General features: G+C 71.4%; 18 protein-coding genes. 12 read left to right on the forward strand and 6 right to left on the reverse strand.

Annotated features, from left to right (window positions below):
* Positions 1–92 precede the first annotated feature (92 nt).
* Positions 93–2,798 carry a helix-turn-helix transcriptional regulator gene (locus HNR30_RS19370; RefSeq protein WP_181611317.1) on the forward strand — a complete coding sequence of 902 codons (2,706 nt, stop codon included), beginning with the start codon at positions 93–95 and terminating at the stop codon, positions 2,796–2,798.
* Here the strand turns inward: HNR30_RS19370 and HNR30_RS19375 are convergent.
* On the reverse strand, positions 2,785–3,867 hold the full coding sequence (locus HNR30_RS19375) for an epoxide hydrolase family protein (protein ID WP_181611318.1): 1,083 nt from the start codon (positions 3,865–3,867) through the stop codon (positions 2,785–2,787). The genes HNR30_RS19370 and HNR30_RS19375 overlap by 14 nt on opposite strands.
* A gap of 25 nt (positions 3,868–3,892) precedes the next feature.
* The gene (locus tag HNR30_RS19380; protein WP_181611319.1) at positions 3,893–4,969 is read right to left on the reverse strand and encodes an epoxide hydrolase family protein; all 1,077 of its coding nucleotides are present in this window, start codon (positions 4,967–4,969) and stop codon (positions 3,893–3,895) included.
* 165 nt (positions 4,970–5,134) lie between these two features.
* On the opposite strand from HNR30_RS19380, the gene HNR30_RS19385 reads away from it, so the two are divergent.
* Positions 5,135–7,861, forward strand: a complete 2,727-nt coding sequence (locus HNR30_RS19385) for an ATP-binding protein (protein WP_181611320.1) — start codon at positions 5,135–5,137, stop codon at positions 7,859–7,861.
* Here HNR30_RS19385 and HNR30_RS19390 read toward each other — a convergent pair.
* Together HNR30_RS19390 and xylA are read right to left on the reverse strand one after the other, a co-directional pair.
* Positions 7,845–9,242 (reverse strand): xylulokinase, encoded by a 1,398-nt coding sequence (locus tag HNR30_RS19390; RefSeq protein ID WP_181611321.1) that lies wholly within the window; start codon positions 9,240–9,242, stop codon positions 7,845–7,847. The two genes, HNR30_RS19385 and HNR30_RS19390, sit on opposite strands and share 17 nt — an antisense overlap.
* On the reverse strand, positions 9,239–10,393 hold the full coding sequence (gene xylA / locus HNR30_RS19395) for a xylose isomerase (protein ID WP_181611322.1): 1,155 nt from the start codon (positions 10,391–10,393) through the stop codon (positions 9,239–9,241). The genes HNR30_RS19390 and xylA overlap by 4 nt, the downstream gene beginning before the upstream one ends.
* A gap of 50 nt (positions 10,394–10,443) precedes the next feature.
* Here xylA and HNR30_RS19400 point away from each other — a divergent pair, with 50 nt between their 5' ends.
* A complete protein-coding gene (locus HNR30_RS19400) occupies positions 10,444–11,496 on the forward strand; it encodes an ROK family transcriptional regulator (RefSeq protein ID WP_246378887.1) in 1,053 nt (350 codons plus the stop codon).
* Here HNR30_RS19400 and fdhD read toward each other — a convergent pair.
* Complete coding sequence (gene fdhD, locus HNR30_RS19405) at positions 11,466–12,293, reverse strand: formate dehydrogenase accessory sulfurtransferase FdhD (RefSeq protein ID WP_181611324.1); 828 nt, start codon at positions 12,291–12,293, stop codon at positions 11,466–11,468. The two genes, HNR30_RS19400 and fdhD, sit on opposite strands and share 31 nt — an antisense overlap.
* Complete coding sequence (locus HNR30_RS19410) at positions 12,290–14,494, reverse strand: FdhF/YdeP family oxidoreductase (protein WP_181611325.1); 2,205 nt, start codon at positions 14,492–14,494, stop codon at positions 12,290–12,292. Before HNR30_RS19410 ends, fdhD begins: the two co-directional genes overlap by 4 nt.
* Before the next feature lie 64 nt (positions 14,495–14,558).
* Here HNR30_RS19410 and HNR30_RS19415 point away from each other — a divergent pair, with 64 nt between their 5' ends.
* From HNR30_RS19415 to HNR30_RS19455, 9 genes are all read left to right on the forward strand, one after another.
* The gene (locus tag HNR30_RS19415; RefSeq protein ID WP_181611326.1) at positions 14,559–15,389 is read left to right on the forward strand and encodes a biotin--[acetyl-CoA-carboxylase] ligase; all 831 of its coding nucleotides are present in this window, start codon (positions 14,559–14,561) and stop codon (positions 15,387–15,389) included.
* Between the two features lie 70 nt (positions 15,390–15,459).
* Entirely contained in the window at positions 15,460–16,710 is a 1,251-nt protein-coding gene (locus HNR30_RS19420) for an MFS transporter (RefSeq protein ID WP_181611327.1), read from the forward strand.
* 91 nt (positions 16,711–16,801) lie between these two features.
* Entirely contained in the window at positions 16,802–17,317 is a 516-nt protein-coding gene (locus HNR30_RS19425; RefSeq protein WP_181611328.1) for a PH domain-containing protein, read from the forward strand.
* The gene (locus HNR30_RS19430; RefSeq protein ID WP_181611329.1) at positions 17,310–18,248 is read left to right on the forward strand and encodes an adenylate/guanylate cyclase domain-containing protein; all 939 of its coding nucleotides are present in this window, start codon (positions 17,310–17,312) and stop codon (positions 18,246–18,248) included. Before HNR30_RS19425 ends, HNR30_RS19430 begins: the two co-directional genes overlap by 8 nt.
* Positions 18,249–18,272: 24 nt before the next feature.
* Positions 18,273–19,358: an S-(hydroxymethyl)mycothiol dehydrogenase gene (locus HNR30_RS19435; protein ID WP_181611330.1), complete on the forward strand. Its 1,086-nt coding sequence runs from the start codon at positions 18,273–18,275 to the stop codon at positions 19,356–19,358.
* Positions 19,355–19,957 carry an MBL fold metallo-hydrolase gene (locus tag HNR30_RS19440; protein ID WP_181611331.1) on the forward strand — a complete coding sequence of 201 codons (603 nt, stop codon included), beginning with the start codon at positions 19,355–19,357 and terminating at the stop codon, positions 19,955–19,957. Before HNR30_RS19435 ends, HNR30_RS19440 begins: the two co-directional genes overlap by 4 nt.
* 129 nt (positions 19,958–20,086) lie before the next feature.
* Positions 20,087–20,320, forward strand: a complete 234-nt coding sequence (locus tag HNR30_RS19445) for a (2Fe-2S)-binding protein (protein ID WP_181611332.1) — start codon at positions 20,087–20,089, stop codon at positions 20,318–20,320.
* A complete protein-coding gene (gene bfr / locus HNR30_RS19450) occupies positions 20,286–20,768 on the forward strand; it encodes a bacterioferritin (protein ID WP_181611333.1) in 483 nt (160 codons plus the stop codon). Before HNR30_RS19445 ends, bfr begins: the two co-directional genes overlap by 35 nt.
* Before the next feature lie 217 nt (positions 20,769–20,985).
* On the forward strand, positions 20,986–21,654 hold the full coding sequence (locus HNR30_RS19455) for a response regulator transcription factor (RefSeq protein WP_084963617.1): 669 nt from the start codon (positions 20,986–20,988) through the stop codon (positions 21,652–21,654).

The raw sequence follows: 21,654 nt of genomic DNA on the forward strand, positions 1-21,654 counted from the left end.
CCGGAGGTGTGTCTCACGCTATTTCGCGGGATCCAGCGGCGAATCAGTAGCGCATCAGCATTCGTCCAGCGGGGGTGACTAGCGTCGCGGGCATGTTGCGCGGGCGTTCCGCTGAGCAGGCACGCATCGACGGCCTGCTGGCGGGGGCGGTGGCCGAGTCGAGCAGCGGGTGCCTGGTGGTCCGGGGGGATCCGGGCATCGGGAAGACGGCGTTGCTCGACTATGCGGATGCCGTCGCGGAGGGGGTGCGGATTCTGCGGTGCACGGCGGTCGAGTCGGAGGCCGAGCTGCCGTTCGCGGGACTGCATCTGCTGCTCAGGCCGGTGATGGGGTATGCCGGCCGGCTGCCGCCGCGCCAGGGGGCGGCGCTCAGGGGTGCTTTCGGGCTGGGGGCCGGGCACCGGGGCGCCGCCCCCGACGAGGTGGCGGGTGATCCGTTGCTCGTCGGCCTCGCCGTACTGACGTTGTTGTCGGAGGTCGCCGAGGAGCGCCCGCTGTTGTGCCTCGTGGACGACGCGCACTGGCTCGACCAGGCCTCCGCCCAGGCTCTCGGCTTCGCCGCCCGCCGCCTGGAGGGCGAGGGCGTGGTGATGCTCATCGCCGCCCGCGACACCTTCGCCGCCGACGGCCTGCCGTGCCTGCGGCTCGAAGGTCTCGATCGGCCCTCGGCCGTACAGCTCCTGGCCGACAGGGGAGCGCCGGCCGGCGAGCAGCTCATCGCGGAGTCGGCCGGCAACCCGCTGGCCCTGATCGAGCTGTCGGCGCGTCCGGCCGTCGAGACGCCGTTCCAGGTCGGGCCGGTCCCGCTGACGGGACGCGTGCAGGAGGCCTTCCACCAGCAGGTCAGGGTCCTGCCGGGGGCGACGCAGCAGACGCTGCTCCTGGTCGCCGCCGACACGACCGGGCGCCTTGAGGTGATCATGAAGGCGGGCCCGGAGCTGGGTGTCACGGTGGCGGACCTGCAACCGGCCCTCGACGCGCGCCTGGTGATGGCCGACGGCGGCGGGGTGGCCTTCCGCCACCCGCTGATCAGATCCGCGACCTACCACGGCGCCCCGCTCCACGCCCGCCTGGCCGCCCATGCCGCGCTGGCGACGGCGCTCGACGGCGACGGCGACGCCGACCGGCGGGCCTGGCATCGCGCGACGGCGGTGGCGGGCCCTGACGAGCAGGTGGCGGCCGAGCTGGAGCGCACGGCGGCCAGGGCGGCGGCGCGCATCGGTCACGTCGCCGCGGCGGCGGCCTACGAACGTTCGGCGCAACTGTCGGCGGAGGCCGGCGCCAGGAGCAGGCGGCTGACCCTGGCCGCGGAGGCGGCCCTGGCCGCCGGGCAGCTGGAGCGGGCGGTACGGCTGGCGGCGCTGACCCGCGAAGGCACCCGCGACCCGCTGCTGCTGGCCCGCCTGGACCAGATCAGGGCGGCGGGCGCCCTGGCGGCCGGAGAACTGCGCACCGCCTACGACATCCTGCTCGACGGCGCCGCCTCGATCGGCGGGTCCGATCGGGAGCGGGCCTTCTGGATGGCCATGGAGGCGCTGTACTGCGCCTGGTTCCTGCCGCTCGACACGGGCCTGATGAGCGGCGGCCTCGACCGTCTCGCCGAGCTCGGGCAGGCGGCGGGCGAGCCGTACCTGTCGCTGGTGTGGCTGATGCGCTGGGACACCGCGCCCCTGCTGGGGCGTTCGACGCGCGGCTATCCGCCGCTGGCCGAGATCATGGCGCCGGCCCGCGAGGCGGGCGCGCGGGAGGGGCTGCGCGGCCTGGTGCTGGTCGCGGGATGCGCGCTGATGATCGGCCACGAGCAGGCCGCGCGCGAGCTGGCGGCGTCGATGGTGGAGCGCAGCCGCCGGAAGGGGGCGATCACCTGGCTGGTGCCGGGGCTGACCATCCTGGCCGAGGCGGAGCTGCTGGCGGGCAGGACCCGCGAGGCCGGCGAGCACCTGGCGGAGGCGCGCAGGGTGGTGCGTGACACCGGGCAGCGCCAGTGGGACAACCACATCGGCGGCGCCCTGGCCTACCTGGCGGCGATCAGGGGCGAGGCGGACAGGTGCCGTGCGCACGCGGCCGAGGCGCTGACCGGGGCCAGCTCGGCGGCGGGCTCGGTGGGGATCATGTGGGCGCAGTGGGCGCTGGCGCTGCTGGACCTGGGCCAGGGCAGGGTGGAGGCGGCGCTGCTGCGGCTGCGCGAGATGGCCGGGGGCACCCGCAGCCACCTGCTGCCCGGCATGCGCTGCCTGCCGGACCTGGTGGAGGCCGCCGTACGAGGCGGTCATCGCGAGCTCGTGGGCCCGCCGCTGGCGCGGTTCTCCGAGTACGCCGAGCGTATGGGCCGGCCCTCGCTCGACGCGCTGCTGCACCGCTGCCTGGCCCTGGCCCAGGACGACGAGGCGCACTACGAGGCCGCGCTGCGCCTGGACAACGGCGTGTTCGAGCAGGCGCGCACCCGGCTGCTGTACGGCGAGTGGTTGCGCAGGGCACGCAGAAAAGCGGAGGCCCGCCTGCAGTTGCAGGCGGGCCTGGAGAGTTTCGAATGGCTGGGAGCCGTGCCGTGGGCCGCGCGGGCCCGCGCCGAGCTGGAGGCCGGCGGGGCCCAGCCGAGCGGGCCGCCCGCTCCCGGCGAGCCGCTCGACGGCCTCACGCCGCAGGAGCTGCAGATCGTCCGGCTGGCAGCCCGCGGGCTGTCGAACCGCGACATCGCCGCCCAGCTCTTCCTGAGCCCCAAGACGGTGGCCTACCACCTCTACAAGGCCTATCCCAAGCTGGGCATCTCCTCGCGGAACGAGCTCAGAGAGAGGTGAAGAACTCGCGCACGTCGCGCACGAACAGCTCGGGCGCCTCCAGAGCGGCGAAGTGGCCGCCTTCGTCGAACTCGTTCCACCGCACGATCGTGTTGGCCTCCTCGGAGAACTGCCTGATGGCGATGTCCTGGGCGAAGTTGGCCACGGCGGTCGGCACGCCCGAGTTGTAGGGCCAGTTGGAGCTGTGCATGCTCTCGTAGTACATCTGTGCCGACGAGGAGCCGGTGTTGGTGAGCCAGTAGATCATCGCGTGGGTGATCACGTGCTCCTTGTCGATCGAGCCGACCGGCTCGGCCCAGTCGTGGAACTTCTCGGCGACCCAGGCCAGCTGGCCCACGGGCGAGTCGGCGAGGGCGAAGCCGAGGGTGTGCGGCTTGGTGGCCTGGATCTGGAAGTAGCCGTTGCCGTTGTTCATGTAGTCGTTCATCCGGGCGAGCCTGACCTGCTCGCTCTCGGTGAGGACGGCGTCGCCGGGGCCCTGGAACGGGATGAAGCCCATGGTGGCGGCGTTGACGTGCACACCCACGACCCGGTCGGGGGCGACCCTGGCCAGGTCGGGGGCGATGAAGGCGCCGTAGTCGCCGCCCTGGGCGCCGAAGCGCTCGTATCCGAGGCGGTTCATCAGCTCGGCGTAGGCCTTGGCGATGCGGAAGCTGTCCCAGCCCGCCCCCGCGGGACCGGAGAAGCCGAAGTTGGGGTGCGACGGGATGACCAGGTGGAAGTCGGCCGACAGCGGCTCGATCACGTCGAGGAACTCCACCACCGAGCCGGGCCAGCCGTGCGCGAGCAGCAGCGGCAGCGCCTCGGGGTTCTCGGAACGCACGTGGATGAAGTGGATGTTCTGGCCGTCGATCTCGGTGGTGAACTGCGGGTGGCTGTTGAGCCGCTTCTCCCAGGTCCGCCAGTCGTAGCCGCCGGCCCAGTAGGCGACGAGCTCCTTCAGGTGGTCCAGCGGCGCGCCCCGGTCCCAGCCCACGCCTTCGACCTGGGCGGGCCAGCGCACATCTGCCAGGCGGCGCTGCAGGTAGTCGAGCTCGGACTGCGGGATCTCGATGCGGAACGGGTTCATGGCAGGTCCTTTCAGGTGGAAGTGATTACTTCAGGCCGGCGAAGAAGGTCTTCACGTCCTGGGCGAAGATCTCCGGTACCTCATGGGCGGCGTAGTGGCCGCCGACGTCGTAGAAGTTCCACTGCGCGATGGCCTTGTGGTCGCGTTCGGCGAAGCGGCGGATCGACTGGAAGTCGTTGGCGAAGTTGGCCAGGCCGATCGGGACGGTGGTCGGCTCGGTGAAGGGCTCGGCGCGGGTGTTCTCGTAGTAGAAGCGCGCCGAGGAGGCGGCGGTGCGGAAGAACCAGTGGATGGCGATGTTGGAGACGACCCAGTCGAGGCCCAGCTCCTCGCCGAGCAGCTGACCCATCCAGCCGAGCAGTCCCGCGGGGGAGTCGGCCAGGGCGTGGGCCAGGGTCTGCGGCGCCTGCGACTGCATCTTGTCGTAGGCGCCCATGTTCTCCCAGAACCACTGCAGGAACTGCAACCTGGTCTGGTCCTCCTCGCTCAGGCCCTCGAACTCGGCGGGGTCGCCCGAGGGGAAGGAGAAGACCTGGGTGACATGGACGCCGACGACGTGCTCGGGGTCCACGCGGCCGACGGTCGGGGAGACGATCGAGCCGCCGTCGTTGCCGACCGCGCCGTAGCGCTCGTAGCCGAGCCGGCTCATCAGCTCCGCCCAGGCCCGGGCGACGCGGATGTGGTTCCAGCCCTTGTCCCTGGTCGGGCCGGAGAAGCCGAAGCCCGGCACCGACGGGATGACCAGGTGGAAGTCCTGCGAGAGCGGCTCGATGACGTCGACGTACTCCATCACCGTGCCGGGCCAGCCGTGGGTGAGGATCAGCGGCAGGGCCTCGGGATTGGCCGACCTCACGTGGATGAAGTGGATGTTCTGGCCGTCGATCTCGGTGGTGAACTGGGGGTGGGCGTTGAGCCTCGCCTCCAGGGCCCGCCAGTCGAACTCGGTGCGCCAGTGCTCGACCATGCGCTGGACGCGGCCCACGCTGACGCCGTAGTCCTCGCCGGATTCCGGGAGTTCGTCGGTGAAGCGTGTCGCCGCCAGTCTCGCCTGGACCTCGTCGAGCTCGGCCTGCGGGACCTCGATGCGGAAGGGATGAATCATGCCCTGCTCCTTCGTCTGCGTTGCTTCCATAGTACCAGAACGGAATCATCTATTCCACTATCTGGAGGGGCACCACTGACGTTAGGAGGAACGGCGCAAGGCCGAATCAGGAGCGCATAGGTAACACCAGCGCCAGAAATGTGGGTGTTCAGTACAGTTATCGGCATGCTGTTCGGGCGGGACGACGAGATGACAGCCTTGACCGGCATGCTGGACCGTGCCCGGGGCGGTGAGAGTTCGGCGCTGGTGATCATCGGACAGCCCGGCATCGGCAAGACGGCCCTGCTCGACTACGCGGCCCAGGCCGCGACGGGCCTGCGCGTCCTGCGCGGCACGGCGATCGAGTCGGAGACCGAGCTGCCCTACGCCGCGCTGCACCTGCTGCTCAAGCCGCTGCTGCCGTACGCCGACAAGCTGCCTGAACGGCTGGGCACCGCCCTGCTCGGCGCCTTCGGGCTGGCGCCGGAAGGCGCCGGCGACCCCTTCCTGGTGGGCCTGGCCGTGCTGACCCTGCTGTCGGAACTGGCCGAGGAGTCACCGCTGCTCTGCCTCGTCGACGATGCCCAGTGGCTGGACCAGGCCTCGTCGGAGGCGTTGTTGTTCGCGGCCAGGCGGCTCGAGGGCGAGGGCATCGTCCTGATCTTCGCCCGCCGCGAGACCGGTCACGAGGCGCCCGTGCGCGGGCTGCCCAGCATGCGGCTGGAGGGCCTCGACCCCCGGTCGGCGGCCGAACTCCTGGAGGCCCAGGGCACCAAGGTGGGCGCGGCGCTCGCGGCCCGCATCCACAGCGAGACGGAGGGCAACCCGCTGGCGCTCATCGAGCTGCCCGCGCTGCTGGCCACCGACTTCGCCAGAGACTCCTACCTGGTCCGTCCCGTCCAGCTCACCGGCCGCGTGCGAGAGGCCTTCCACCAGCAGGTCCGCAGCCTGCCCGAGGCCACCGGCACGCTCATGCTCGTCGCCGCCGCGGGCGGCACCGGCGACCTGTCGGTGCTCCTGCGCGCGGCGGGCAGGCTCGGGGCCGGGGTCGCCGACCTGCACCCGGCCGAGGAGCGCGGGCTGGTGAGCATCGACGGCGCCCAGCAGCTGATCTTCCGCCATCCCCTGATCCGGGCGGCGACCTATCACGGCGCCACCACGAGCGCGAGGCTGGCCGTGCACGCGGCGCTCGCGGAGGCGCTCGACGCGCCAGAACACGCCGACCGGCGCGCCTGGCACCTGGCGTTGGCAGCGACGGGACCCGACGAGCGGGTGGCCGTCGAGCTGGAGAAGACGGCCGCCAGAGCCGCCGCCCGCATCGGTCACGCGGCGGCCGCGGCCGCCTACGAGCGGGCCGCGCAGCTCGGCACCGACCACGGCGCGATCGGCCGCCGCCTGACGTTCGCCGCGGAGGCGGCGGTGGCCCACGGCGCCTTCGGCCGGGCCGGCGGCCTGGCCCAGCAGGCGCGCGAGCGCACATCGGATCCCGTGCTCATCGCCAGGCTCGACCAGATCCGCGCGATCGGCGGCCTGGCCCAGGGCGAGCTGCGCGTCGCCCACGACATCCTCGCCGAGGGCGCACGATCCATCGCCGAGCTCGCCCCCCAGCGGGCCTTCTGGATGCTGATGGAGGCGCTGCACTGCGCCTGGTTCCTGCCGCTCGACGTGGAGCTGCTGGGAGCCAGCATCGACCGCCTCGGCACGCTGGCGCTCGACCCCGACGACCCGCTGCTGGCGCTGGTGTGGCTGCTGCGCTGGGACACCGCCATGGCGCTGGAACGCGACACCGCAGACTTCCCGCCGATCGCCGGGCTCATGGACGCCGCCCGCAGGGGCAGCGGCGCGGGCGGCCAGCGCGGCCTGGTCTCCGCGGCCGGCTGCGCGCTGCTCGTCGCCCAGGACGAGCCCTCCAGGGAGATGGCCTCGACCCTCGTCGAGCAGAGCCGTGCCCAGGGCACCATCACCTGGCTCGCCCCCGGGCTCGCCTACCTGGCCGAGGCCGAGCTCTTCCTCGGCCGCCACCGCGAGGTGCACGTGCACCTCGCGGAGGCGAGCGGCGTCGCCCGCGACACCGGCCAGCTGCAGTGGCTCAACCACATCAACGGCGTGACCGCCTACCTCGCCGCCGTCCAGGGGGCGGAGGAGACCTGCCTGGCCCACGTGGAGGAGGCCCTCAGCGGGGCCACCGCGGGCGCCGGCTCCGTGGGCATCGTCTGGGCGCAGTGGGGCCGGGCCATGCTCGACCTCAGCCTCGGCCGTATGGAGGCGGCGCTGTCGAGGTTCGAGGAGATGGCGCGCGGGCCCAGAAGGCACCTGATCCCCGGTGTGCGCAGCCTCACCGACCACGTCGAGGCCGCGGTCCGTGCGGGCAGGCCGGAGCTGGCCGCCGAGCCGTACTCCCGTTTCGCCGGCTACGCGCGCCGGATGAGCCAGCCCGCGCTCGACGCGCTCGAACGGCGGTGCCTGGCGTTGCAGAGCCCCGACGACGAGGCCGAGCGGCTGTACCTGGACGCGCTGGCGCTCCACGACGCCGACAGCCGCCAGTTCGAGCACGCCCGCACGCGGCTGCTCTACGGCGAGTGGCTGCGGCGTGGCCGCCGCAAGAGCCACGCCCGCGGGTTCCTGGAGGCCGCGCTCGAGGCCTTCACGGCGCTCGGCGCGGCGCCGTGGGCCCAGCGTGCTCGCGCCGAGCTCGCGGCGACCGGCGCCGTCGCTCCGCACGGGGCCACCGACCTGTTCGCCTCCCTCACGCCTCAGGAGCTGCAGATCGTACGGCTGGCCGCCCAGGGCATGTCCAACCGCGACATCGCCGCCCAGCTGTTCCTGAGCCCGAAGACGGTGGCCTACCACCTCTACAAGGCCTATCCCAAGCTCGGCGTCTCCTCCCGGGGTGAGCTCAGCGAGGTGCGGTGACCGACGCGTAGCGCTCGCGCACGGCGGGCTCGGGGCGCCCCTCGAAACGCTCCGTCCCGCCCTGCTCCCACTCGGGCGGCTCGGCCTGGCCGCCCAGCAACCACGCCGCCTGCCTGGCCGCACCGTCGGCCACGTACTCCCCGGGCTCCGGCACGATCACCGGGCGCCCGAAGACGGACGGTGCCAGTTCGCGCACGGCCTTCGCCCGCGCGCCGCCGCCGATCAGCAGCACCCGTTCCGGCTGCTGGCCCAGCGCGTCCAGCGCGTCGGCCAGATGACACAGCAGTCCCTCGACGGCGGCGCGTGCCAGATGCGCGGGAGCCGAGGTCTTCAGGGTCAGGCCGTGCAGGGTGCCCGTGGCGCCGGGCAGGTTCGGGGTGCGCTCTCCTTCCAGGTACGGCACCAGCACCAGGCCGTCGGCGCCCGCCGGTGCCCGCAGCGCCAGCTCGCTCACCTCGTCGAGGCCGACGCCCAGCATGGACGCCGCGGCGTCGAGCACCCTGGCCGCGTTGAGCGTGCAGACCAGCGGCAGGAACCGCCCCGTCGCGTCGGCGAAGCCCGCCACGGCTCCGCTCGGGTCGCGGCTCGGCCCGTCGGCGACCGCGAAGGCGGTGCCCGAGGTGCCGATGGAGACGATCACATCGCCCGGCCTGGCGCCCACCCCTAGCGCGGCGGCCATGTTGTCGCCGGTGCCGGGGGCGACGCGGGAGGCGGCCTCGGCACGCGGGCCCAGCACCATCGGGAGGTGCGGCACCCGGCCGAAGGCCGCCTTCAGCAGGTCGGTCCGATACTCCCCGGTGATCGGCGACCAGTAGCCGGTCCCCGAGGCGTCGCCCCGGTCGGTGGTCAGGCGCTCCAGCGGCGGCGCGGGCGCGTCCTCGGTCAGCGTGCCCGACTCCAGGGCCCCGGCCAGGCGCCAGGTCAGCCAGTCGTGCGGCAGGCAGACCGCGGCGGTGCGGCGGGCGTTGTCCGGTTCGTGCTCGGCCAGCCACCGCAGCTTGGTCACCGTGAAGGACGCCACCGGCACGCTGCCGACGGCGTCCGCCCAGGCCTGGGGACCGCCCAGCTCGGCCACCAGGTCGGTGGCCGACTGGGCCGAGCGGGTGTCGTTCCAGAGCAGGGCATCGCGCACGACCTCGCCGGAGGCGTCGAGGCAGACCATGCCGTGCTGCTGCCCGGCCACGGAGATCGCCGCCACGTCGTCGAGCCCGCCCGCCTGCCGTACCGCCTCCAGGAAGGCCGTCCACCAGTGGCGCGGATGCACCGACGTGCCCTCCGGGTGAGCGGCGCGGCCCTGTCGTACCAGCGCGCCGGTCTCGGCGTCGCGGACGACGACCTTGCAGCTCTGCGTGGAGGAGTCGACCCCGGCCACCAGGGTCATCGGACGCCCAGCAGGTGCTCGAGGGCGAGCTGGTTGAGCCGGGTGAAGTGGAAGCCGCGGGCGGCCACGGCGTCGATGTCGAAGTCGTCGCCGTCGAGCGAGGCCAGCGTCTCGCCGCGTCCGAGGGTCGGGATCGTCAGGTCGGGCACGCGCGAGGCCGCCAGCGCCTCCTGCACCTCGGGGTCGGCGCGGTACTGCTTGGACTTCTCCTTGAGGATGAGGTAGGTCCGCATGTTGGCCGCGGCCGAGTCCCACACGTCGCCGACGTCCTCGGTGCGCAGCGGCTTGTAGTCGAAGTGCCGCACGCCCTCGTAGCCGCCGTTCTCCAGCAGGTCGACGAGGAAGAAGGCGCTCTTGACGTCGCCGTGGCCGAAGATCAGGTCCTGGTCGTACTTCGGCCCGTGCTGGCCGTTGAGGTCGATGTGGAAGAGCTTGCCCTGCCAGAGGGCCTGGGAGATGCCGTGCACGAAGTTGAGCCCGGCCATCTGCTCGTGCCCGACCTCGGGGTTGAGCCCGACGAGCTCGGGGTGCTCCAGCTCCTGGATGAAGGCCAGGGCGTGCCCGATGGTGGGCAGCAGGATGTCGCCGCGCGGCTCGTTGGGCTTGGGCTCGATCGCGAAGCGCAGGTCGTATCCCTGGTCGAGCACGTATTGCCCGAGAATGTCGAAGGCCTCCTTGTAGCGGTCGAGCGCGGCGCGCACGTCCTTGGCGGCGTCGGACTCGGCGCCCTCGCGGCCGCCCCAGCAGATGTAGGTGTCGGCGCCGAGCTGGGCGGCCAGGTCGAGGTTGCGCTTGACCTTGCGCAGGGCGTAGCGGCGCACGTCGCGGTCGTTGCTGGTGAACGCGCCGTCCTTGAAGACGGGGTGGGTGAAGAGGTTGGTGGTGGCGGAGGGACACTTCAGGCCGGTGTCGGCCAGGCCCTTGGTGAAGTTGGCGACCGCCAGGTCGCGGTCGGACTCGACGGCGAGCAGGTCGTCGTCGTGGTAGTTCACGCCGTAGGCGCCCAGCTCGGCCAGGCGGTGCAGGGTCTCGACCGGGTCGAGCGCGGGACGGGTGGCGTCGCCGAAGGGGTCGCGGGCCGGCCAGCCCACGGTCCACAGTCCGAAGGTGAAGCGGTCTTCGGGGCGAGGGGTCAGAGAATTAGTCCACATAATGCACTTAATATTGGAAGGTGACGATGAAGCCGTCAAGACACGACTCGATGCGAGCCAGCAATCTGGCCCTGGTGCTGGGTGAGATCCACCGCCGCGGACCGCTCACGCGCGCCGCCCTCAGCGAGCTCACGGGACTGACCAAGACCACCTGCTCCAAGCTGGTCGGCGACCTCGTCGAGGCGGGGCTCGTGGTGGAGAGCGGCGCCCTGCGCGACGGCGAGCGCGGCCGTCCCGGCGTCGAGGTACGGCTCAGCGGCGATCGTGTGGCGGCGCTCGGACTCGAGGTCAACGTCGACTACCTGGCCGTGTGCATCGTGGACCTGACCGGCCGGGTGCGTCAGCGCCGCCAGGTGCACGTCGACAACCGAGGCTCCCGGCCCGGCCGCACCCTCGCCGACCTGAGGGAACTCGCTGAGGCGGCCGTCGCGGAGAGTGGCCTGTCCATCGCCGGCGCCGCGCTCGCCGTCCCGGGACCCGTCCACGACGGCGTGCTGCAGCACGCGCCCCACCTCGGCTGGCACGACGTGCACGTGGACCTCGGCATGCCGCTCACCGTCGACAACGAGGCCAACCTGGCCGCCCTCGGGGAGTTGTGGTTCGGATCGGGGGCGCGTGACTTCCTCTACGTCTCCGGCGAGATCGGCATCGGCGCCGGCCTGGTCGTCGACGGCGCGCTGTTCCGCGGGGCGTACGGCTTCGCGGGCGAGCTGGGTCACGTCGTCGTCTACCCCGACGGCCCCGGCTGCCGGTGCGGCGCGCGGGGATGCCTGGAGGTGTACGCGGGGCAGGAGGCGCTGCAGGCGGCGTCGTCCATGGAGCGGGCGGGCGAGGCGCTCGGGCTGGCGCTCGCCTCGGCGGTGCACCTGGTGGACCCCGGGCGGATCATCCTGGGCGGTGTCTTCGCGCCGCTCTTCCCGCAGCTGGAGAAGCCGGTGGAGCGGGTGTTGTCGGCCAGGTTGGGCGGGATGCGGACGCCGCCGTCGCTGGGAGTGTCGGAACTGGGCTCCGACGCGGCGATCCTGGGCGCGGCGGGCCACGTGATCCGCCAGGTGGTCACCGACCCCGCGCCCTACACCTCGACGCGTTCCGCCCCCGCGTAGACGTTGCACCGCTCGTCGCGCAGGAACCCGACGAGCGTCATGCCGAACTCCCTGGCCAGGTCGACCGCCAGGGAACTGGGCGCGGAGACCGCGCAGACCATGGCGATGCCGGCGGCCAGCGCCTTCTGCATGATCTCGTAGCTGCTGCGCCCGCTGACCATCAGCACATGGTCGGAGAGCGGCAGCAGACGCTGGAGCGCCGCCCAGCCGACCACCTTGTCGACCGCGTTGTGCCTGCCGACGTCTTCGCGGACGGCCAGCAGCTCGCCCGCCGCCGTGAAGAGCCCCGCGGCGTGGAGCCCGCCGGTCCTGCCGAAGACGCCCTGCGCCTGGCGGAGCTTGCCGGGCAGCCCGTAGAGCGTGGAGGCCGTGACCCGCAGGGCGGACTCGAGCCTCACGCAGCGGTGGTGGAGCGCTTCGAGACTGGCGGAGCCGCAGACGCCGCAGGCGCTGGAGGTGAGGAAGTGCCGTTCGAGGGCGGGGAGCTCGGGGAGCGGTCCGGCGACGCGGACGGTGACGGTGTTGTAGCGGGCCTCGGGCGGCACGTCGTCGTCGGTGCAGTAGGCGATCGCCTCGATCTCGCCCGCCAGGCCCTCGCCGTGGAGGAACCCGGCGGCCAGCTCGAAGTCGTGGCCGGGGGTGCGCATCGTGATGGCCACGGTCCGGCGTTCCGGCGGGCTGGCCAGGCGGATCTCCAGCGGCTCCTCGGTGGCCAGGTCGTCGCGGCGGTCGCGGGCGGCCAGGCCGGACAGGGCCAGCACGCGGGTGCGGGTCGTGGGACCAGGGCGGTCGGTCACGGCGAGAGCTTCCGCAGGGTGACGACGGCGTTGTAGTCGGGGATCTTGGCGTCGGGGGAGCGGCGGGCCTCGTCGAGCAGCACGTTGCCCTCGGGCCAGTGGATCTGCAGGTTGCCCGGCACCAGAGGGGCGCGCAGGATTCGGCCCGTGAACGTGCGGGCGCCGTTCGACAGCTCGACCGGGCACCCGTCGGGCAGGCCGAGGCGGTCGGCGTCGTAGGGGCTGATCAGGACCGCCTCGCGGGTGGCGCCGTTGAAGCCGTCGAGGCGCTCGTGGACCATGCTGTTGAACTGCTTGCCGCGCCGGGTGGCCACGGAGAAGGCGCCGTCGGGGCGCCGCAGCTCGGGCACCGGCACGGCGGAGAAGCGGGCGAGCCCGTCGGGCGTCTGGAAGCGGCCGTCGGCGAACAGGTGCCGCCCGCCGTACTGCACGTTGTCACCGAACTCGCGCAGGGCCGAGATGCCCTCGTAGAACGGGACCGCGCGTTCGATGTCGTCGCGGATCTGCGGGGTGCCGGTGTAGCGCACGTCGGCGTCCGGCCGCACGAGCGAGGCGAGCTCGGTGAAGACCTTCCACTCCGGCCACGCCTCGCCGACGCGCGGGCCCTCGACCTCGGGGGAGAAGATGACGCGCCGCTCGGTGGAGGTCTCGGTGACGCCGCCGACCATCTCGTAGCGGGTCTGGGCGGGCAGCAGCAGCACGTCGCCCTCGCCCGGGACCAGCATCTGGGAGCTGAGCACGATGTCGATGTGCACGCGCAGCCCGAGCCGGGACAGGGCCTCGCGGCAGTAGGCGGGGTCGGGCAGCACTTCGAGGAAGTTGCCGCCGCTGGAGACGAGGGCGTCGAGCTCGCCGGAGTGGGCCGCGTCGATCATCTCGGTCGCGGTCAGGCCGGGCGAGCCGGGGACCTCGAATCCCCACATGTCGGAGAACTTCGCGGCGTTCTCGGGTGTGATCGGCAACCCGCCCGGCAAACCGGTGGCGTAGGCGCCCATCTCCGCCCCGCCCTGGACGCCGCTGTGCCCGCGGATGGGCATGAGCCCGCACCGGTCGCGCCCCACGAACCCGCGGGCCAGCGCCAGGTTGACGATGGAGCGCACGTTGTCCTCGCCGAAGGCGTGCTGGGTGATGCCCATCGACCAGACGAAGACGGCCGACTTCGCCTCGCCGAGCAGCCTGGCCAGGTGCAGCATCTCGGCGCGGGTGGAGCCCGACAGCGCTTCGAGCTCCTCCCAGCTCTGCTCGGCCAGCGCCTGCCGTACGGACTCGAAACCGCTGGTGCGGGAGTCGACGAAGGCCTTGTCGATCCAGTCGTTCTCGACGAGGTGCTTCAGCACGCCGTTGAGGAAGCCGATGTCGCCGCCGACGTTGACGCCGAAGAACTCGTCGGTGATCTTGGTGCCGAAGAGCGCGGACTCGGCGTTCGACGGCACCCAGTACTTGTCCATGCCCGGCTCGCGATAGCTGTTGACCATCGCGATCCTGGTGCCGGCCTTCTTGGCGTGGAAGAGGTACTTCATCGCCACCGGCTGGTTGTTCGACGGGTTCGAGCCGATGAAGACGATCAGGTCGGAGCCGATCCAGTCGGTGTAGGAGCAGGTCGTCGCGGCCGCGCCGATGGTCTGCTTCAGCGCCACGGTCGAGGGCGAGTGGCAGATGCGCGCGGCGTTGTCGATGTTGTTGGTGCCCATCGCGCGCACGGCCTTCTGGGCGGCGAAGTAGTTCTCGTTCGGCACGCCGCGGCTGGTCAGGTAGGCGCCGAAGCGCGCCCCGCGCAGGCCCTCGGCGGCCACGCGCAGGGCCTGCTCCCACGACAGCCGGGTGAAGCCCGGCTCGCCCGCGCGCCTGATCATGGGGTACGGCAGGCGCCCCAGGTCGCGCAGCTCCGCCGACTTCTTGCCCGCCAGCCCGGAGACGTCGGCCAGGAGCCGGTGGTCGAGCGCCGGCATGGTGTTCAGCGGCAGCAGGCGCAGCCGGATGTTGCACAGGTGGATCTCGTCCATGGTCCAGTCGCGCATGCCCATCGTGCCGAGCGCGCACCCGTCGCAGGTGCCCTGGTTGAGGATGCGCCAGGCGAATCTCCTGTTGCCCTTCACGGCCTTGAAGGCCTTCCAGAGCTCCAGGTAGTTGTTGGGTTTGCGCAGGCCCAGGCCGAAAGGTCGCCACGAGGCCCAGTTGCGCGGATCAGGACGCTTGCTCACCTAGACATCTTCTCTCGCGTGCCGAGCCGGGGCGACAACGCCTCCGGCACCCTAAGGTTGAAAGGTGTCCGACTCCCGCTACACCGATCTCGACCGGCCGCCGCTGTCGCAGGCGGCGCTGACGCGCGCCCTCATCCGCCCGGGCGGCCTGTGGACCGGCCTGACGGTGGTGGACCGGACCGCTTCGACCAACTCCGACCTGATGCAGTCGGCGCGCGGCGGCTCGCCCGAGGGCATGGTGCTCGTCGCGGAGATGCAGTTCGCCGGCAAGGGCAGGCTCGGGCGCACCTGGACCGCTCCGCCGCGCTCGGGCCTGGCCTTCTCGGTGCTGCTGCGCCCGCGCGTGCCCGCCCAGCGGCAGGGGTGGCTGCCGCTGCTGTTCGGCGTGGCCGCGGCCTCTGCCGTGCGCAGGCTGGCCGAGCTCGACGTGCGCCTGAAGTGGCCCAACGACCTGCTCGTCGGCGATCGTAAGCTGGCCGGCATCCTGGCGGAGCGCTCCGACGACGCCGTGATCGTGGGCACGGGACTCAACGTGTCGATGCGCGAGAGCGAGCTGCCCGTGCCGACCGCGACCTCGCTCGGCATCGAGCTGGCCGGGCGCAAGCTCGACCGCGAGCGCACCTCGGGCCTCGACCGCGAGCCGCTGCTCCGAGAGATCCTGCGCGAGGTCGAGGCCCACTACCGCGAATGGGTGGCGGCCGAGGGCGACGCCGACCGTTCCGGGCTGCGCGCCGCCTACCAGGCGGTCAGCGCGACGATCGGCCGCGAGATCCGGGTGGAGCTGCCCGGCGAGCGCATGCTGACCGGCGTGGCCACCGGCGTCGACCGCAACGGCCATCTGGAGGTCGACGACAAGCACACGCTGAGCGCGGGAGACGTCGTCCACGTGCGGTGAGGAGGCTCTGGCCCCAAGCGTGAGCCTCCGTCATGATTGCTCCCGACGGAGCGATCATCTGGAGCCCCTCATGGCCACAACCGACCCGTTGGCCCCTTCCGCCCTCGCCGAGCCCGAGCGCCCGGTCCGCGGAGGGTGGATCGCCGCCTGGACGGCGGCACTGTTCGGCATGTACGCCGCCTACTACGGCATCGCCCAGATCGTCCTGCCCAAGCAGGCCGACGAGCTGTTCGGCGACAGCGGCAAGGTCCCCCAGATCGCCTGGGCGACCGGCGTCTCGGCGCTCGTCACCGTCGTGGTGGTCCTGCTCGTGGGCATGCTCTCCGATCGCACGACGGCCGCGCGGGGCAGGCGCCAGGTCTGGGTGCTGGCCGGAGCGGTGGTCGCGGCGCTGGCACTGGCGGGCCAGGGGCTGGTGACCGGCGCGCTGGCGTTCGTGGCGGTCTGGGGGCTGGCCAACGCCGGCATCTCGGCCATGACCGCCGCGCTCTCGGCGGCGGTGCCCGACGAGGTCCCGGTCAACCAGCGGGCGTTCGTCTCGGCGTTCATGGGGATCTCGGTCTCCGCCGGGCCGCTCGTAGGCGTCGCGCTGGTGGCGCTGGTCGTCACCGACGTGCTGCCCGGCTACCTGGCGCTGGCCGGCCTGCTGTTGCTGCTGGCCCTGCCGTACAGCCTCGGGACTCGGGGGACGCGGCTGCACCCGCACGAGCGGCCGCGCGCCTCGGCGGGCGACTTCCTCAGGGGGATCGTGGCGCCGCTGCGGCACGCGGACTTCGCCTGGGCCTGGTCGGGGCGCTTCTTCATCCAGCTCTCCAACGCGCTGGCCCAGGTGTTCCTCTTCTACTACCTCCAGGATTTCCTGAAATATCCGGACCCGGAGATCGGCACCTTCATCCTCACCGCCATCTACGCCGCCGGCGTGTGCGCCGTCGCCGTCCCCGCGGGACGCATCTCCGACCGCACGCTCAAGCGCAAGCGCATGGTCTGGATCGCCTCCGCCCTCCAGGGCGCCACCGGGTTGATCTTCGGCTTCGTCCCGGTCTTCGAGGCCACCATGGTCGGCGCGCTGCTGCTCGGCATCGGCTACGGCGCCTACGCGGCCGTGGACCAGGCGCTGATCACCCAGGTGCTGCCCAGGCCGGAGGACCGCGGCAAGGACCTGGGCGTCATCGGCATCGCCAACGTGCTGCCGTACGCCGCCACCGGACTCATCGGCGGCATCGTCATCGAGGCGTTCGGCTACCCGGCCCTGATGGTGCTGGTCCTGGTCACCGGCCTGATCGCCGCGGCCACCGTGGCGCCGATCAAGAGCGTGCGGTGATCCTGGCCGGCGGCGGCGCCTCTCGACGACGGCGGCGTTTTCTGTGGCGCACGTCCCCCGAGACTCGGGCCCTGAGCAGTACATTTCACCCATGACACTCCCCGACCATCACTTGACCCAGGGCGAGCGGCGCATCCGTGCGTTCCACCCGCACTGGAAGCGGCTCGTGGGGCCGTTCCTCGCGCTGATCCTCATCGCGCTCGCGGCGGGCGCCGGTCTGTACTTCATCCCGGGCGACTGGGAGTACTCCACCTACGCGCGCATCGCCGTCGGCGTGATCGCGCTCCTCCTCCTGACGGTCTGGTCGTTCGTGCCGTACCTGCAGTGGAAGAACACCGGCTACGTGCTCACCACACACCGCTTCACGATCAGCACCGGCGTGCTCAACAAGTCGACGGACGAGATCCCGATGACGAAGGTGAACACGGTCAGCTCCGACCAGACCTTCTTCGAGCGCATCCTCGGCTGCGGCACCCTGACCGTGGAGTCGGCGGGGGAGAAGGGCCAGATGCTGCTCAAGGACATCCCCGAGATCCAGGACGTGCGCGCCGAGCTGTTCCGGCTGGTTGAAGACGCCTCAGACGGTGATATCTCCCAGCATGACTAGGCCGACGGCCGAGGAGATCGAGCGGCTGTTCGTCGGCCCCGGCGCCAGCTACACCCGGCTGCAGGTCGCGCAGGCGGCCGGGGTCTCCTCGGCGCTGGCCGAGCGGCTGTGGCGAGCCCTCGGCTTCGCCAGCCCGACCGACGACGAGGTCGTCTTCACGGAAGCCGACGTGGCCACCCTGCGCAGGGTGCGGACCATGCTCGACACCGGCCTGCTCGACGAGGCGACCTCCATCCGCATGGCCCGTGCCCTGGGCCAGACCACCGCCAGGCTGGCCCAGTGGCAGGCGGAGATCATGATCGGCGCCCTGCTCCCCGCCGACCCCTCCGACGCCGACCTCGAACGGGTCCTGCTGGCGGCGGAGAAACTGCTGCCCGACTTCGAGCAGGTGCTCGTCCACGTCTGGCGGGCCCAGCTGGCCGCCGCGGGGACCAGGCTGCTGACGATGGCGGACCTGACCGACGAGACCGTGCCCACCCGGGCCACCCTCGCCGTCGGCTTCGCCGACCTGGTCTCCTTCACCCGTCGCTCTCGCGAGCTGGGCGAGGACGAACTGGCCGAGCTCGTCGAGGGCTTCGAGTCGCGGGCCGCCGACGTGATCGCCGCCCACGGCGCCCGGCTCGTCAAGACCCTCGGCGACGAGGTGCTGTTCACCGCCGCCGACCCCGAGCAGGCGGCACGCGTCGCGATGGAGCTCGTCGGCGACGACATGCGGATCGGCCTGGCCTACGGGCCCGTCCTTCCGATGCTCGGCGACGTCTTCGGCACCACGGTCAACCTCGCCTCCCGCCTGACCACGCTGGCGCGGCCGGGCACCATCCTGCTCGACTCCGCCCTCGCCGAGGCTCTCACCGGCTTTCGGCTGGTCAGGCTCCGACGCCGGGCGCTGCGCGGGCTGGGATTGGTCCAGCCTTTCGTCTTGCGGCGATGACCCCGGTGATCCACGATGGCTGGCATGCCGTACGAAGTTCAAGGCGTCATCGCGCGTGGCAAGGGTGAGGCAGTATCCGTCGAGACCGTCCTGATCCCCGATCCCGGGCCAGGCGAAGCGGTCGTGAACATCAAGGCGTGCGGCGTGTGCCACACGGACCTGCACTACCGCGAAGGCGGTATCAACGACGACTTCCCGTTCCTGCTCGGCCATGAGGCGGCCGGCGTGGTCGAGGCGGTCGGTCCCGGCGTCACCGGGCTGGAGCCCGGCGACTACGTGATCCTGAACTGGCGGGCCGTGTGCGGCCAGTGCCGTGCCTGCCTGCGCGGGCGGCCCTGGTACTGCTTCGCCACGCACAACGCCGCGCAGAAGATGACCCTGATCGACGGCACGGAGCTCAGCCCGGCCCTCGGGATCGGCGCGTTCGCCGAGAAGACCCTCGTCGCCGCCGGGCAGTGCACCCGCGTGCAGGTCGAGGCGCCCGCCGAGGTCGCCGGCCTGCTGGGGTGCGGCGTGATGGCGGGCATCGGCGCGGCCATCAACACCGGGGGAGTGACCCGCGGCGACACCGTCGCGGTCATCGGCTGCGGCGGCGTCGGCGACGCGGCGATCCTCGGCTCGTCGCTGGCCGGCGCCTCGAAGATCATCGCGGTCGACGTGGACGACAGGAAACTGGAGTGGGCGCGCGGCTTCGGCGCCACCCACACGGTCAACTCCCGCTCGGCCGACCCGGTCGAGGCGATCCGCGAGCTCACCGGGGGCTTCGGCGCCGACGTCGTCATCGAGGCGGTCGGCAGGGTCGAGACCTACAAGCAGGCCTTCTACGCCCGCGACCTGGCGGGGACCGTGGTCCTGGTCGGCGTCCCGACGCCGGAGATGACGCTGGACCTGCCACTGCTCGACGTCTTCGGCCGCGGAGGCTCGCTGAAGTCGTCGTGGTACGGCGACTGCCTGCCCTCGCGTGACTTCCCGATGCTCATCGACCTGTTCCTGCAGAACCGCCTGCCACTCGACAAGTTCGTCTCCGAGACGATCGCGCTCGACTCGGTCGAGGAGGCGTTCGCCAAGATGCACCGCGGCGAGGTCCTGCGCTCGGTGGTGCTGCTTTGATCGACCGCGTCATCACTTCGGGGACCTTCTCGCTCGACGGCGGCACCTGGGAGGTCGACAACAACGTCTGGCTCGTCGGCGACGGGCGCGAGGTGATCGTCATCGACGCCGCCCACTCGGCCGAGGCCATCGCCGAGCGGGTGGGTGACCGCACCGTGCGGGCGATCGTGTGCACGCACGCGCACAACGACCACATCAACGCCGCCGCCGAGCTGGCCCGCCTGACCGGCGCCCCGATCCGGCTGCACCCGGCCGACCAGGTGCTGTGGGAGATGGAGTACGGCTCGGCGGTGCCGTACGACGACCTCGGCGACGGCGAGACGCTCAAGGCCGGCGGCGTCGCCCTGACGGTGCTGCACACCCCGGGCCACTCGCCGGGGGCGGTCTGCCTGTACGCGCCGGAGCTCGGCGCGGTCTTCACCGGCGACACGCTCTTCCAGGGCGGGCCGGGCGCGACGGGCCGGTCGTACTCCTCGCGGGAGACCATCGTGGAGTCGATCAGGACGAGGTTGCTGACCCTGCCCGCCTCGACGGTGGTGCACACCGGACACGGGGATTCGACCACGATCGGCGCCGAGGTACCCAACGTGGCGGACTGAACACGTTACGCCACGGGGGAATGTCCTCTCCTGGGAGGTTTGTGCCTGTGTCGTCCCTCACATAGGCAAGCCTTACCAATGTGAGGTACCTTAGGAGAGCCTTACCTATGGATCGAGAGGGCTTCCTCCGTGGCGTACATCTGTGTCTGTCGTGCAGTGACCGAAGGTGAGGTCCACGACTGCATCGCCGCAGGTGCGAAGTCCGCCAAGCAGATCCGCGACACCACCGGCGCCGGGGGCGACTGTGCCTCTTGCGTCAGGAAGATCTGTGCGATGCTGAAGCGGTCTGAAGACGTTGTTCCGATCGCACAGCACAAGGAGCCCGTTGATGCAGGGCGACAAGCAGATTATCGAGCTGCTTAACGAACAGCTCACCGCGGAACTGACCGCGATCAACCAGTACTTCCTGCATGCCAAGATGCAGGAGAACTGGGGCTACACCAAGCTCGCGAAGCACACCCGTGAAGAGTCGATCGACGAGATGCGTCACGCCGAGCGTCTCACCGACCGCATTCTCTTCCTTGAGGGCCTGCCGAACTACCAGCGGCTGGGCACGCTTCACATCGGGCAGACCGTCGAGGAGCAGCTCAAGGCCGATCTTGAGGTCGAGCTGAGCGTGGTGGCACGGCTCAAGCCGGGCATCCAGTTGATGCGCGAGAAGGGCGACACCACCTCGGCGCGCCTGTTCGAGGACATCCTTGAGGACGAAGAGCACCACATCGACTACCTCGAGACCGAACTGTCGCTCATCCAGAGCCTCGGCGAGCAGCTCTACCTGGCGCGTTATGCCGAGCCTCCCTCGGCTGACTGATCTTGTCATTGCGCGACACGCCCGCCGAGAGAACAACCGGCGGGCGTGTCGCATTTGTGCAACGGCCGGTTTTCCTTAAGGGCTGGGAGTTCGCGGTTATTTAACCCCGACTAACCGACATTTATCTGCGTTTGCCCAGGTCAATGGATAGGTCAACGACAAGTCAAACCGTGCGCTGTAGCCGGGAAACGATCGCTTAAGGTCCTACGATCGCTTCATGACCAGCGTACTTCTCGCCGAGGATGACGCCTCGATCTCGGAGCCGCTCGCTCGCGCCCTGCGCCGCGAGGGCTACCAGGTCGAGGTGACTCCCGACGGCCCCCAGGCCCTGGAGCGGGCTCTTTCTGGTGGGATCGACCTCATCGTGCTCGACCTGGGCCTGCCCGAGATGGATGGCCTGGAGGTCGCCCGCCGTATCCGGGCCGAGGGACACGGCACCCCTGTGCTCATCCTCACCGCCCGCGTCGACGAGGTCGACACCGTGGTCGGCCTCGACGCCGGCGCCGACGACTACGTCACCAAGCCCTTCCGCCTGGCCGAGCTGCTCGCCCGCGTCCGGGCGCTGCTTCGGCGCGGCACCTCCGAGACCCCCGTGGTCCAGGGCGTGCGCATCGACGCCGACTCCCGCCGCGCGTGGATGGGCGACAAGGAACTCCACCTGACCACCAAGGAGTTCGACCTGCTGCGCGTCCTGGTGCGCGACGCGGGCAAGGTGGTCACGCGCGAGCAGATCATGCGCGAGGTGTGGGACACCAACTGGTGGGGCTCCACCAAGACGCTCGACATGCACATCTCGTGGTTGCGCCGCAAGCTGGGCGACGACGCCGCCAAGCCCCGTTACATCACCACCGTCCGGGGAGTCGGCTTCCGGTTCGAGCGCGAGTAG

Source organism: Nonomuraea soli, from assembly GCF_013761175.1.
Classification (GTDB): domain Bacteria; phylum Actinomycetota; class Actinomycetes; order Streptosporangiales; family Streptosporangiaceae; genus Nonomuraea; species Nonomuraea soli.